Consider the following 12,685-nt stretch of genomic DNA (forward strand, 5'->3'; position numbering starts at 1 on the left):
ACCTCGGTGATAAATCTGCGGCGAACCTAAGCGCCGGGGGACCACTATGTTGGCATGACGGTGCCTAGCGTGGGGGCATGGACGCAGATGTGATCGTGGTGGGCGCGGGACTGGCCGGGCTGGCGGCGACGGCCGAGCTGGCCGACGCGGGACGAAGGGTGCTGCTGCTCGACCAGGAGCCCGAGCAGAGCCTCGGCGGTCAGGCGTTCTGGTCGTTCGGGGGGCTATTCCTGGTCGACACGCCCGAGCAGCGCCGGATGGGCGTGCGCGACAGCCTCGATCTCGCCTGGCAGGACTGGCTCGGCAGCGCCGGCTTCGACCGCGACGAGGACCACTGGCCACGCCGGTGGGCGGAGGCCTACGTGAACTTCGCGGCCGGCGAGAAGCGGGCCTGGCTGCGGGCCATGGGGCACCGGCTGTTCCCGGTGGTCGGCTGGGCCGAGCGCGGCGGCGGCGCGGCGGACGGACACGGCAACTCCGTGCCGCGCTTCCATCTGACCTGGGGCACCGGACCCGGCCTGGTCGAACCGTTCGAGCGGCGGGTCCGCGCCGCGGCCGAGAACGGCCTGGTGACCTTCGGCTTCCGGCACCGCGTCGACGGCCTGGTCAAGACCGGCGGCGTGGTCACGGGGGTGCGGGGCCGCACCCTGGCGGCCAGCGGCGCCCGCCGCGGCGAGTCCAGCTCGCGGGAGGAGACCGGCGACTTCTCGTACGCGGCGCAGGCGGTGATCGTCACCTCGGGCGGCATCGGCGGCGACCACGACCTGGTCCGGGCGGCCTGGCCGGCGCGCCTGGGCGCACCGCCGAAGCGGATGGTCTCCGGCGTGCCCGCACACGTCGACGGCCGGATGCTCGGCATCACCGAGGCGGCCGGTGGGCAGATCATCAACCCGGACCGGATGTGGCACTACACCGAGGGCCTGCGCAACTGGGACCCGATCTGGCCCGGCCACGGCATCCGGATCCTGCCCGGCCCGTCGTCGCTGTGGCTGGACGCCACCGGCCGGCGGCTGCCGGCGCCACTCTTCCCCGGCTTCGACACGCTGGGCACGCTCAAGCACCTGATGGCGACCGGGTACGACTACAGCTGGTTCGTGCTCACCCAGAAGATCATCGAGAAGGAGTTCGCCCTGTCGGGCTCCGAACAGAACCCCGACCTGACGAACAAGAGCATCCGGCAGGTGCTGGGCCGCGTCCGGCCCGGCGCGACGCCGCCGGTGGAGGCGTTCAAGCGCAACGGCACCGACTTCGTCGTGGCGCCCACCCTGCCCGAGCTGGTGGCCGGCATGAACAAGCTGGCCGCGCAGGAGGGTGGCCCGGACCTCGACCTCGACCTGGTACGCCGGACGATCGAGGCCCGCGACCGCGAGATGACCAACCCGTTCAGCAAGGACGCCCAGGTCACGGCCATCCACGGGGCACGCCGGTACCGGGGCGACAAGCTGATCCGGGTCGCCACGCCGCACCGCCTGCTCGACCCCGCCGCCGGCCCCCTGATCGCCGTGCGCCTGAACATCCTCACCCGCAAGACCCTCGGCGGCCTGCACACCGACCTCTCCGCCCGGGTGCTCACGCCCTCCGGCGAGCCCCTTCCCGGCGTCTACGCGGCCGGCGAGGTCGCCGGGTTCGGCGGCGGCGGCATGCACGGCTACAACTCGCTGGAGGGCACCTTCCTGGGCGGGTGCCTCTTCTCCGGCCGGGTCGCCGGCCGCAGCGCCGCGGCCGCACTCGGCTGACGGCCCGCGGCATGGGCTGCCGCGCTCAGCAGCCGCCCATGCCGCGCAGGATGCGGTCGCTGATCTCGCCGAGCTGGCGCAGCTGCGCCGGCGTCAGCACGTCGACGACCAGGCGCCGGACGTCGTCGACGTGACCGGGCGCGGTCGCGACGACCTTGGCGTAGCCCTCGTCGGTGAGGATCGCGTTGGTGTAGCGGCCGTCGGCGCGGTCCAGCTCGCGGCGGACCCAGCCGCGCTTCTCCAGCCGCTTGACCAGGTGCGAGATCCGGGAGAGCGAGCCCTGCGCGAACCGGGCGAGCGCGCTGATCCGCATGGTGCGGCCCGGCGACTCGGAGAGCCCGGCCAGCACGGCGTACTCGAACTGTGTCATCCCGGCCTTGCGCTGCATCTCGCCGTCGAGCTCGCCCGGCAGGACCACCAGCAGGGCCGCGAAGCGCATCCAGGACTGGAGCTGCTTCTCGTCGAGCCAGTTCACCTCGTCGCTCACGGGCCGATTCTAGCTGAACGTTCATGTCACATTCAGTTGACCATTCAATACGGGAAGCCTACCTTTCACTGGAACGTTCAACTCTCTGGAGGTCGTACCCATGAACATCGCGCTCTGGATCGTCGCCGGCCTGCTGGCCGCGGCCTTCCTACTGGCCGGCGGTATGAAGCTCGTCCGCAGCCGCGAGGACCTGCTCGGTGCGGGCATGGGCTTCGTCGAAGACTTCCCGATGGGTGCGGTGCGTGCCATCGGCGCCCTCGAGGTGCTCGCCGCGATCGGCCTGATCCTGCCCGCCGCGCTCGGCATCGCCCCGATCCTGGTCCCGCTGGCCGCCACCGGTCTGGTGCTGATGATGGTCGGCGCGACCATCGTCCACATCCGCCGCGGCGAGACGAACGGCATCGCGCCCGGCATCGTGCTGTTGCTGCTGGCGCTCTTCGTGGCGTGGGGCCGCTTCGGACCGTACGCGTTCTGAGGAGGCACCCAGTTCGCGGCGGGCGGATCCGATCCGTGCCACGATGAACCCGAGACTTCAGGTAAGCGGAGGGTATGGCATGAGCGAGCACGTTTCCGACAGCGCCGAGTGGCAGGCCGTGCAGGGGCACGCCGAGAAGTTCTCGGGCGTGCACCTGCGCGAGCTGTTCGACAGCGATCCACGGCGCGGCGAGCGGCTCACCGCCGGGGTGGCGGACCTCTACGTGGACTACAGCAAGAACCTGGTCACCGACGAGGTGCTCGCCGCCCTGCTCGCCCTCGCGGAGAAGGCGCGGCTGCGCGAGCGCATCGAGGCGATGTTCTCGGGCGAGCACATCAACGTCACCGAGGACCGCGCGGTGCTGCACACCGCGCTGCGGCTGCCGCGCGACGCCGTCCTCGTGGTCGACGGGCAGGACATCGTCCACGATGTGCACGAGGTCCTCGACCGGATGGGTGCCTTCACCGACCGGGTCCGCTCCGGCGACTGGCTGGGCGCCACCGGGGAGCGCATCAGGACCGTCGTCAACATCGGCATCGGCGGGTCCGACCTCGGGCCGGTGATGGCGTACGAGGCGCTCAAGGCGTACGCGGACGCCGGCCTCGAGTGCCGCTTCATCTCCAACATCGACCCCACCGACCTGTACGAGAAGACCCACGACCTCGACCCGGCGTCGACGCTGTTCGTGGTCGTCTCGAAGACGTTCGGTACCCAGGAGACGCTGACCAACGCGACCGAGGCGCGCAACTGGCTGCTCGCCGGGCTGGGCGGCGACCCCTCCGCGGTGGCCCGGCACTTCGTCGCGGTCAGCACGAACGCGCAGCGGGTCGCCGACTTCGGCATCGACACCGAGAACATGTTCGGCTTCTGGGACTGGGTCGGCGGCCGCTACTCGCTGCCCTCCGCTGTCGGTCTCTCGGTGATGCTGGCGATCGGCCGGGAGCGCTTCGGCGAGCTGCTGGCGGGCTACCACGCCGTCGACGAGCACTACCGCACCGCGCCGCTGGAACGGAACGTCCCGGTCCTGATGGGCCTGCTGAACGTCTGGTACGACACGTTCCTCGGCGCGCAGTCGCACGCGGTGCTGCCCTACTCGCAGTACCTGCACCGCTTCGCCGCCTACCTTCAGCAGCTCACCATGGAGAGCAACGGCAAGCAGGTGCGCCTGGACGGCGCGGCCGTGGACTACCAGACCGGCGAGGTCTTCTGGGGCGAGCCGGGCACCAACGGCCAGCACGCCTTCTACCAGCTGATCCACCAGGGCACGAAGCTGATCCCGGCGGACTTCATCGGCTTCAGCGTGCCCAACCACGACACCGGCGAGATGCACGACCTGTTCATGTCGAACTTCTTCGCGCAGACCGGTGCGCTCGCCTTCGGCCGCACGGCCGAGCAGATCGCGGCCGAGGGCGTGGCGGCCGAGATCGTGCCGCACAAGGTGATGCCGGGCAACCACCCGACCACCACGATCCTGTCCGAGAAGCTCACCCCGGGCGTGCTGGGCCAGCTCATCGCCCTGTACGAGCACATCACGTTCACGCAGGGCGTGATCTGGGAGATCAACCCGTTCGACCAGTGGGGTGTCGAGCTCGGCAAGGTCATGGCCAACCAGCTGGCACCGCTGCTGACCGCCGCCGAGGCGCCGGCCGGGTCGAACGACTCGTCGACGGACGCCCTGATCGCCCGGTACCGCGCGCAGCGCGGCCGCTGACCGTCAGGCGGCAACGGGGTGGCCCGTGCGGGCCACCCCGTTTCTTGTCGGTGCCCCGGCATAGGCTGCCGTCGTGGACTTGACGAGCTCGCAGGCGCTCGCCCTGCGGATGCGCAGCCTGCTGCTGACGGCCGGCGACGGCCCGGACTCCGTGGCGGGCGTCGTGCAGTGGTTCGGCGCGATGCAGGCGCAGGACATGGCGAGCGGCCAGTGGTCCCTGGGCGTGCGGCTGCCCGCGTTCACCCTCGACGACGTGAACGCGGCGCTGGAGCGCCGCGAGGCGATCCGCACCTGGCCGATGCGCGGCACCGTGCACCTGGTCCCGCCCGCCGACGCGCACTGGATGCTCGACCTGACCGGCGTGCGGGCCCTGGCGGGCGCGGCGAAGCGCCGCGCGACCATCGGCCTGGACGAGCGGGAGGCCGAGCGCGGCGTCGAGGTCCTCGCCACCGTCCTTCAGGGACGCCGCCTCACCCGCGCCGAGTGCCTGGCCGCCCTCGCCGACGCGGGCGTCGAGCTCGTCGGCCAGATGGGCTACCACCTGCTGTGGTACGCGGCGCAGAAGGGCGTCACCTGCATCGCGCCACACGTCGGCAAGGAGCAGACGTTCGTGCTGCTGGACGAGTGGGTGCCGGAGCCGAACAGGCCGTCGCGCGAGGAGGCGCTGTCCATCATCGCGCACCGCTTCTTCCGCAGCCACGGCCCGGCCACCAGGGCGGATCTGGCGCGCTGGACCGGGCTCACGATGACGGACGTGAAGGCGGGCGTCGCGGCGGCGGGCGAGCGCCTGACGACGGTCCGGGTCGACGGCGCCGAGATGCTGGCCACACCGGAGCTGCTGGGCGGCGGGGCGGCGCTACCGGCCGGGCAATGGGCGGCGCTGCCGGGCTTCGACGAATACATGCTGGGCTACAAGGACCGCTCCCTGATGATGGACGACGCACACCTGCAGGCGGTCGTCCCGGGCGGCAACGGGGTGTTCCAGTCCACGATCGTGCGCGGCGGGCGGGTGGTCGGCACCTGGAAGCGCACCCTCGGCAGGAAGGCGGTGACCATCGACGTGACCCCGCTGGTGCCCCTGAAACCGGCCGACCGCGCGCGGGCGGAGCGGGCGTTGCAGCCCTACGCGACGTTCCTCGGGCTGCCGGCGCAGGTCCGCTGGCCCTGAGGCACACCTAGATCTTCAGCAGGCCGGCCTCGATCACCGCGCGGCTGATCCGCTCGGCGAGTTCCGCGAGCCGCGTACAGCCGGCGTTGCCCAGCACCGCGTACGCCGGCGCGGCCAGCAGGTCGGTCCGGTCCTCGACCCACTGCCGCTGCGCCAGGCCGGTCTCGGTCAGCGCCGGCTCGTCGCCGGCCTCGAGCAGCCCGCCGGAACGCAGCTGATCGACGGCGGTGTCCCACTCGGCCGGGCTCCAGCCGCGGGTCCGCCGCAGGACCTCGGCCGCGACCCTGCCCGTGGCCGCGTGCATGACGAGTGCCTCGATCCCGGAGCGTCCCGAGAGGAGCAGGGCGGCGACGTGGCCGTCGCCGCGGTACTCGCGGAGCAGCGTCTGCGCATGCCATAGCACCAGGTGCGGCTCGTCCGGCCACGGCAGTGCCGAGGTCGCCGCGAACAGGGGACGCCCCTGGGGGTGCCCGCTCGCCGACTCGGCCGCCCGCCTGGCCAGGCCCGCCGCCTCGGCCATCTCGGGCGAGGCGAGCAGATCCGGTCCGCAGGCCCGCCGCAGCGCGGCGTCGGCCGCCTCGAAACGGGTCCGCAGGATGTCCTCCGGTGCGGCGATCCGCCACGCCTCCGGAATCGCGGCCCGTACCAGCGCGGGGTTGAAGTTGAAGAACGTGGCGATGACGGTCTCCGCGCCGACCGGCCCGAACGCTGCGGCCCGGGAGGCGAAGTAGCCCATCCGGTCGCGCAATCCGAGCGCGGCATACCGCCGGTGGGCCTCCGGCGCGAAGTAGATCATGCCGTGGATGGGCTCGGCGGTCCGCCAAGCCGTGCGGGCCAGCGCCGGTTCAACGGCTCGCGCCGGACGCTGATCGAGCTCTGCCATCCCGTCCTCCGTCGATCGATAACGATGCATCTCATCACCATTTGACGCCCCTGGCCGGACGAAAGCAACGAATCGGTAGGGACGGACGGGCCACGACCCTGGTGAAGCGGGCTCAGATCAGGTCTCGGACGAGCTCGAGGACGCTGTCGGCGCAGCCCCAGGAGAGGCTGACTCCCGCGCCGCCGTGCCCGTAGTTGTGCACCACGTGCCGGCCGTCGCGGTTCTCCTGCTCCAGCCGGATCCGGGGGCGGTCGGGGCGGATCCCGGTGCGGTGCCCGAGCACCCGCGCGGTGGCGATCGCGGGCACTATGCCGGCGCAGCGCTCGATGATCCCCTCGGCCACGGCGAGGTCGGGCTCCGGATCGAACCGGCCCTTCTCCTCGCTGCCGCCCAGCAGCAGGGTCCTACCCTGCGGCAGCAGGTAGGTCAGCTCGTCGAGCTGGGCGGTGTGCTCGGCGAAGAACTCGGTGACCCCGGGATTGCGGACGGCCACCAGCTGCCCGCGGACGGGTGCCACCTCGGGGTCGGGCACCAACTGCCGGGCGCCGATCCCGCTGCAGTTCACCACGACCGGCGCCGGCGCACCGTCCAGGGTGTGCACCTCGGCGATCTCCAGCGCCCCGCCGGCCGCGAGCAGCCGCCGTTCCAGGTAGCCGAGGTAGGGCGGCATGTCGATGATCGGCGCGGTGTAGCGCCAGCCGCTGCCGAAGCCGGGCGGGAGCTCGCCGGGGTCGCACTCGCGGAAGCCGGGCAGGTCGTGCGCCCAGCGCGGCGACGGGATCGGCGTCCGGGAGGCCTCGATGCCGTGCACCAGGCTCACCTCCGGGCGGCCCGCCCGCACCATCTCGCGGAACACGTCGTAGGCGCGGCTGCTCCACTGTGGCACCAGCGGGTGGGTGGCGCAGATGGGATCCCAGATCGCGCCGGCTGCCGCCGAGGTGGTCTGCTCGGGTCTGCCGCGCGCCCGGACCAGGACGCGCACTCCCTCCTCGGCGAGCCGGACGGCAGTGGTCAGGCCCGATACGCCGGCGCCGATCAGCAGCACGTCCCATCGCGCCGGGCTCACTTCCACACCCTAACTCAGGGTCGTCACCCAAGAGCACCACGTATTGCGGTCGCGCATGCGGTGCGGTGCAATCGACAGGCCGGCGGTCGCTCCCGGCGGCCACGGAGGAGGGACGATGTTGATCGCCGGCGAGGTACAGACCGCGTTCCTTCGTGGTAGCGATCCCGTCGAGCCCGGCCGGGCGCGGCGCCTCGTCGACCTGGTCGTCGGTGAACCGGTGCTGGTCTCGACGCGGCCGATCGCCCACGTACGCTCGCCTCAGATCCCGGTCGGTGTCGACTGCAGACTGGGTACGGCCGGCTCCACCCGCCAGGTACGGGGGGTCGGCACGGCGCTGCAGCGGGCGGCGATCACCGGCGGGCACATCCTGCAGGGCTCGGCCTATGCGACCTTCGCCCACGGCGAGGGCGGCGCGCGGCGGCCGTGGTCGCACTACCTGGCGCGTCCCGGGGTCATCGAGACGCTGAGCCGGGTCGGCTGGGACGAGCTCGCTGTCGCTCTGACCGGGGTGGAGGCGTCCGGTGCGAGCCTGGACCTCGCCGCGATGGCCGGGCGGGTGGCCGACCGGGTGCAGCGCTCCGTGCCTCGCGGCGGCACGGTGCGGCTCCGCTCGGCGCGGACCCGGCTGCGCTGGGTGGCCTCCGTGGAGGCGTCCGGCGCGGTCCGCGTCGGCTTCTCGGTTCGCGGCGGGGACCTGCGGACGCTTCGGCTGACCGTCCCGTTCGGAACGGCCGGGGAGCTGGCCGCCGCGTGCGAGGACGTCGCCTTGCACGACTGGCTGCTGAGCAGCCTGCTGGAGATCACCGACAAGAGCGCCATCGGCGTCCTCCCGCGCGAGCAGGCCCTGACCCGCCTGCTTCCCGCCATCGACTATCTGCTGCACCTGTGGATGCCGGGCGCGCGCGGCGTCGCGCTCACCGACGAGATCTGGAGGGCGCTCGAGGCGCGGCCGGGATTCACCCGGCAGTGGGACAGCGTCGTGCACCGGATCCGCGACCAGCTGTCGGTCGGCGCGGTGGCCTCGCTCGCGGCATCCAGGGCGAGCTGATGCCCGCCGCGGCGGCGCAGCCGTCGAGTCTCGTGCGAAGGGCGTTGCCCCCGGTGGCCGCCGGCGGACGACCCGGCGGTGCGGCAGGCCTGCGAGGAGCAGCGCCGGATGAGCATCGAGGTCCGGCTGCTCGACCGCGGCGCCGTGCCGCCGCCGCAACAGGTCCAGGTGCGCGACATGATCGTCTTCGACGACACCCTCACGTACGAGACGAACCCGACCACCGCCGACCCGCAGCGCGCCCAGATCGCCGAGACCCGCCTGGTGTTGACCGACTCGCGGGTCAAGGAGCGCGCGCGGCTCTTCCGCGAGCTGTGGGAGGTCTCCCGCGCCGTCGGCGGCACGCACGAGCCGCCGCCTCACAGGAACGCGTAGCGGATCCGGTCGACCACCTCGTCCGGCAGGGTGAGCCCCTCGCCCTCGGCCCGCTCGCGCACCTGCGCCGCGACGGCGGCATCGACCGCGACCTGGCCCAGGATGGTGCGCACGGCCAGCTCGATCGGCAGGAAGCGCGCGTCGAGCGCCGAGAAGGTGCGGTACGCGCGGAAGGGCGCCGCCCGGGGATTGAGCCGAACCACCGCGGGCATCCGGTCCCAGTCGTCGGCCAGGTCGTCCGCGCTGCCCGGGCGTGGCTCGGCGACCGGCTCACCGAGATGCCGGATCAGGCCGAGACGCTGCAGCTGCCAGACGGCCGCGAGGAACGGGCAGGACCAGAGCACCCCGCCGTCGGGGCCGTTCCACAGCTCGATGTCAACGAAGATCGAGTGGTTCTGCACGGCGCTCTGCCGCGGCGGCTGCCAGGGGCGCGGCGCCGCCATCGCGGCCGCCGGGCCGGGGCCACCGCGTTGGCCGTTGCTCAGCCAGCCGCTGACCGCCGTCGCGGGCCGGCCGCCGTTGTCGCCCTCGGGCGGCTCGGCCACCAGGTGCTGGCGCACCAGGGTCGCCAGGTCGACGCCGTCGGCGCTCGCACACCCCGATTCCCGGGCCACGTAGTCGATCGTCAGGCCGGCGTCCTGCGCGGCGCTGACCAGGGCGCGGACGACCTCGGCCGGTGTGCCGAACCGGGTGAAGTAGTCGTCGACGAGGAAGCAGGTGCTGATCCGCGGCCGGCCCCGGTGCACCTCGTCGGCGCAGGCCTGCTCCGCGGTCCGCACCCAGGGCAGCACCCGCCGGAAATGCTCGCGCAGCCGTTCCCCGCCGGCGCGGAAGTCGTCCATGTAGAGGTGGCCGAGCTCGATCGAGAGATGGGACAGGGCCACCCGCCGCACCACCGGCGTGGCGCTGTCCTCCGTGAACACCCCGGGGTGGGCGTTCACAGCCCGATCCAGGCGGAGTCGTCCACGATCTTCTTCGCGAGATCGTCGAACGCGTCGACCGTGCGCTGGTTGGCCGTGCGGTGCAGCCACACGTCGTCGTTGGAGAGCAGCTGCTCCTGCCACTGCAGCACCGGATCGAGGGGGATCTCGGCCAGCACGCTGGTGCGCCCGGCCCGCTGCCGGCTCGCCAGCTCCTGCAGCCGCTCGTTGCAGACGCCGAGCCAGGCGAGCTGCTCGGGGCGCAGGCCGGCCTGGCCGGGGGAGGCCGGATCCAGGACGGCGGTGCGCACGAAGCGGATGGCGTCCCGCATCGCCGCCGGATCATGGCCGAGCCCGGTGGCGGTCTCCAGGATGCCGTGCCTGCCGTTGACGAGGCCGCTTGCCGCGAGGATGTGCTGCCGGGTCCAGCGGTGGAACACCAGCCAGCGCGCCACCACGCCGCGCAGCGCGGTGGCGGCGGTGGCGGCGAGCACGATCTCCGTGGCGTACGAGCGGCCGGCGCTGAGGTCCACGATGACGAGGTTGAACTCCTCGTCGGCGCGCAGCAGCAGGTCGACGCAGCGCTCGACGATCTCGGGGGACGACCGGAACTCGCCGCCGCCCCGGTCGCCCGGGTACAACGCCAGGCGGCCGGCGCCCTGTGGTCGCCCGCGTAGCACGTCGCGCTCCGACTCGGCCCAGATGTCGATGCGGCGGGGCTCGGCGGCGCCGTCCGTCAGGTGGCTGTGCAGGCCGCCTTCGGTCACCCCGGCGAACGCGTCCGAGAGTTCGAAGATCGCGCCGGAGGTGGGCGAGCCGAAGTCGAAGTCCAGGTAGCAGCAGTCGCCGCCCTGCAGGGCGTGGCGGTAGGCCACGTTGCTGCTGGTGACGGAGCGTCCGGTGCCACCCTTGTCGGAGGTCGCAAAGACGATCATGGCTAGCTCAGTCCGCTGTCGGCGCGGCGGGCGGCGGACAGGCGGTCGAGCCTGCGCAGCACGTCCTCGGTCACGGCGACCGCGACGCCGGGGCGCTCCCGGTGCACCGTCCGGGCCCGTTCCAGCTCCACGCCGATCCGCGTGAGCTCCTCCCGCAGCGTCTGGCCGCTGTAGGTGGAGCCGTTGAGCCGTTCTCGGTCGTAGAGGTGTGCGGCCTCGTTCAGCAGCTCCGCGGCGACCCGGGCGAGTAGTTCGCTGCGCACCGGCGGCTCGTTGATCACCCGGGCGGCGGTGACGAGGCAGTCGACCACCCGCTTCGTGTAGTACCAGGACGGCTCGGCGAACCTCGCGTCGACCTGTGGGAAGGCGCCCGCCGGCTGGTCCCAGACGCCGCGCGCGGTGCCGTCGAGGATCACCCGCTGCTGCAGGTGTCTCCACAGGTCGTCGGAGAGGTCGAGCAGCCGGCTGCGGGCGGCGCCGTCCGACAGCAGGCCGGCCAGGTTTAGGGTGCGCCTGAGCAGCAGCGGCGAGATGTCCGCGACCGTCCAGCCCAGGCGCGTACCGCCGACGTTCTCGCTGCCCTCGAGCGGGAAGCACAGGCCAGGATGGTGCACGTTCAGCGCCGGCTCCCGCGGGGTGGGGCGGCGGGTGATGCGGCTGCGGTTCGCCAGTTCGTCCAGCACGCCGGCCACCCGGGCCAGGTCCGCGCCGGACGCCCGCACGGCCACCATGTTCCGCACGACCATGCCGCTGACCAGCAGGCTGAAGTAGTCGAACTCGACGCCGTCGGTGGTGCGCCAGGGCAGGTCCTCCAGCGGCCACCGGCCGGAGCCGAAGGTGGCGACGGTCGCCCAGTAGGACCGGGTCAGTTCGAAGCGCAGCTGCAGCGCCTGGGCGAGCTTGAGCTGAGCCTCGTCGAGCAGGCCGAGCAGCCGGGTGCGCTCTGACGACAGCGCCTGGATGGCCTCGAGGGCCACGGTGGTGAAGTACAGGTAGGGCGCGTTCTGTGCCAGGCCGGGGCGCTGCGCGCCGATGTCGGCGGATGTCTCGATCTCGGGCGCGTCGGTGACCAGCCCCCAGCTCCAGCCGCACTCGAAGAGCCGGTTGGGCAGGTCGAGCTCGCTGCCCTCGGCGGCGCCGGAGCCGATGGTGACGTCGTCGCGAAGCCGGGCGTTGATCTCGCGCAGCGCCTCGCGGAGCTCGTCGACGACCTGCCGGGACGGGCGGCGCTCCTGGTTGACCGTGCGGATCAGCTCCCTGCCGTAGGGCTCGTCGGCGGAGAAGACGTTGACGGAGAAGCTGCGCAGCAGGCCGACCATCGCGGCGGTGAGCCGCTGGTTGGCCCGTTCCTCGAGCTCGTCGACCTGATCGAGCAGCCGCGGCCGGGTGACGACCTGGCGGAGGATCCTGGTGAAGCCGACGACGGCGAGCATCAGCGTGACGGAGACGGCGAACGAGTCGACGACGTCCAGCTCCTGCTGGGCGGTCTTGACCTCCTCGCCCTCGAGCTCGGGGCGGAAGTAGGTGCCGCCGGCGAAGCTCGGCGTGCCGTCCGGCGCGGTGTACCGCTTGAGGTACGCGGTGAGCGCCTCCAGCAGCCGCTGCGGCACCTGGATGTCGTCGCCGAGCGCACCGAGCGCGTCGAGCACGTCCCGGTTGGCGGCGTCCGGGTTGTCCAGCCGGAAGATCGGGATCTCGGTCGCCGGCGCCATCAGGCAGAGCAGCTGCTCGGCGTCGCTGATCGAGTTGGCGCCGTCGCGGCCGCCGAACCGCCACGAGCCGTCGACATAGGAGAGACGCGCCGTCGCCCGCCAGATGTCGAGGAGCTGTTGACGTGGCTGGATCTGCATCGGTGTGCCGTCACCTACCCGTCCGTGGGTC

General features: G+C 72.5%; 12 protein-coding genes. 6 read left to right on the plus strand and 6 right to left on the minus strand.

Annotation, left to right across the window (positions count from 1 at the left end):
• Positions 1-77: 77 nt before the first annotated feature.
• Positions 78-1,736: an FAD-binding dehydrogenase gene (locus AB0B58_RS00480; protein ID WP_360215031.1), complete on the plus strand. Its 1,659-nt coding sequence runs from the start codon at positions 78-80 to the stop codon at positions 1,734-1,736.
• A gap of 25 nt (positions 1,737-1,761) precedes the next feature.
• On the opposite strand, the gene AB0B58_RS00485 is transcribed toward AB0B58_RS00480, so the two are convergent.
• Positions 1,762-2,223, minus strand: coding sequence for a MarR family transcriptional regulator (locus AB0B58_RS00485; RefSeq protein WP_360215034.1), 462 nt, complete (start codon positions 2,221-2,223; stop codon positions 1,762-1,764).
• A gap of 100 nt (positions 2,224-2,323) precedes the next feature.
• Between AB0B58_RS00485 and AB0B58_RS00490 the strand changes: the two genes are divergently transcribed.
• The 3 genes from AB0B58_RS00490 to AB0B58_RS00500 all read left to right on the plus strand — a co-directional run bounded on the left by AB0B58_RS00490 (position 2,324) and on the right by AB0B58_RS00500 (position 5,577).
• A complete protein-coding gene (locus AB0B58_RS00490; RefSeq protein WP_360215037.1) occupies positions 2,324-2,698 on the plus strand; it encodes a DoxX family protein in 375 nt (124 codons plus the stop codon).
• A 79-nt stretch (positions 2,699-2,777) separates the two neighbouring features.
• Positions 2,778-4,409: a glucose-6-phosphate isomerase gene (gene pgi, locus AB0B58_RS00495; protein ID WP_360215040.1), complete on the plus strand. Its 1,632-nt coding sequence runs from the start codon at positions 2,778-2,780 to the stop codon at positions 4,407-4,409.
• Between the two features lie 73 nt (positions 4,410-4,482).
• Entirely contained in the window at positions 4,483-5,577 is a 1,095-nt protein-coding gene (locus tag AB0B58_RS00500; protein ID WP_360215043.1) for a winged helix DNA-binding domain-containing protein, read from the plus strand.
• A 7-nt stretch (positions 5,578-5,584) separates the two neighbouring features.
• Here AB0B58_RS00500 and AB0B58_RS00505 read toward each other — a convergent pair whose 3' ends face one another.
• Both AB0B58_RS00505 and AB0B58_RS00510 read right to left on the minus strand, forming a co-directional pair.
• Complete coding sequence (locus AB0B58_RS00505; protein WP_360215046.1) at positions 5,585-6,460, minus strand: SCO6745 family protein; 876 nt, start codon at positions 6,458-6,460, stop codon at positions 5,585-5,587.
• 112 nt (positions 6,461-6,572) lie between these two features.
• Entirely contained in the window at positions 6,573-7,526 is a 954-nt protein-coding gene (locus AB0B58_RS00510) for an FAD-dependent oxidoreductase (protein WP_360215049.1), read from the minus strand.
• Between the two features lie 115 nt (positions 7,527-7,641).
• Between AB0B58_RS00510 and AB0B58_RS00515 the strand changes: the two genes are divergently transcribed.
• Positions 7,642-8,574, plus strand: coding sequence for an SCO2521 family protein (locus AB0B58_RS00515; protein ID WP_360215052.1), 933 nt, complete (start codon positions 7,642-7,644; stop codon positions 8,572-8,574).
• A gap of 108 nt (positions 8,575-8,682) precedes the next feature.
• Positions 8,683-8,949 carry a hypothetical protein gene (locus AB0B58_RS00520; protein WP_360215055.1) on the plus strand — a complete coding sequence of 89 codons (267 nt, stop codon included), beginning with the start codon at positions 8,683-8,685 and terminating at the stop codon, positions 8,947-8,949.
• Here the strand turns inward: AB0B58_RS00520 and AB0B58_RS00525 are convergent.
• The 3 genes from AB0B58_RS00525 to AB0B58_RS00535 are packed head-to-tail and all read right to left on the minus strand — an operon-like array spanning position 8,934 to position 12,654.
• Positions 8,934-9,890 (minus strand): SCO2522 family protein, encoded by a 957-nt coding sequence (locus AB0B58_RS00525; protein WP_360215058.1) that lies wholly within the window; start codon positions 9,888-9,890, stop codon positions 8,934-8,936. The two genes, AB0B58_RS00520 and AB0B58_RS00525, sit on opposite strands and share 16 nt — an antisense overlap.
• Complete coding sequence (locus AB0B58_RS00530) at positions 9,887-10,804, minus strand: SCO2523 family variant P-loop protein (protein WP_360215061.1); 918 nt, start codon at positions 10,802-10,804, stop codon at positions 9,887-9,889. Before AB0B58_RS00530 ends, AB0B58_RS00525 begins: the two co-directional genes overlap by 4 nt.
• 2 nt (positions 10,805-10,806) lie before the next feature.
• Positions 10,807-12,654 carry an SCO2524 family protein gene (locus AB0B58_RS00535; RefSeq protein WP_360215064.1) on the minus strand — a complete coding sequence of 616 codons (1,848 nt, stop codon included), beginning with the start codon at positions 12,652-12,654 and terminating at the stop codon, positions 10,807-10,809.
• Between the last annotated feature and the right edge of the window lie 31 nt (positions 12,655-12,685).

The organism is Actinoplanes sp. NPDC049118, from assembly GCF_040648555.1.
Taxonomy (GTDB): Bacteria; Actinomycetota; Actinomycetes; order Mycobacteriales; family Micromonosporaceae; genus Actinoplanes.

Excerpts from the sequence above, each read along its gene's own strand:
- AB0B58_RS00480 (WP_360215031.1), top strand. The coding sequence starts at position 78 with ATGGACGCAGATGTGATCGTGGTGGGCGCGGGACTGGCCGGGCTGGCG.
- AB0B58_RS00490 (WP_360215037.1), top strand. The coding sequence starts at position 2,324 with ATGAACATCGCGCTCTGGATCGTCGCCGGCCTGCTGGCCGCGGCCTTC.
- pgi (WP_360215040.1), top strand. The coding sequence starts at position 2,778 with ATGAGCGAGCACGTTTCCGACAGCGCCGAGTGGCAGGCCGTGCAGGGG.
- AB0B58_RS00505 (WP_360215046.1), bottom strand. The coding sequence starts at position 6,460 with ATGGCAGAGCTCGATCAGCGTCCGGCGCGAGCCGTTGAACCGGCGCTG.
- AB0B58_RS00515 (WP_360215052.1), top strand. The coding sequence starts at position 7,642 with ATGTTGATCGCCGGCGAGGTACAGACCGCGTTCCTTCGTGGTAGCGAT.
- AB0B58_RS00520 (WP_360215055.1), top strand. The coding sequence starts at position 8,683 with ATGAGCATCGAGGTCCGGCTGCTCGACCGCGGCGCCGTGCCGCCGCCG.
- AB0B58_RS00530 (WP_360215061.1), bottom strand. The coding sequence starts at position 10,804 with ATGATCGTCTTTGCGACCTCCGACAAGGGTGGCACCGGACGCTCCGTC.
- AB0B58_RS00535 (WP_360215064.1), bottom strand. The coding sequence starts at position 12,654 with ATGCAGATCCAGCCACGTCAACAGCTCCTCGACATCTGGCGGGCGACG.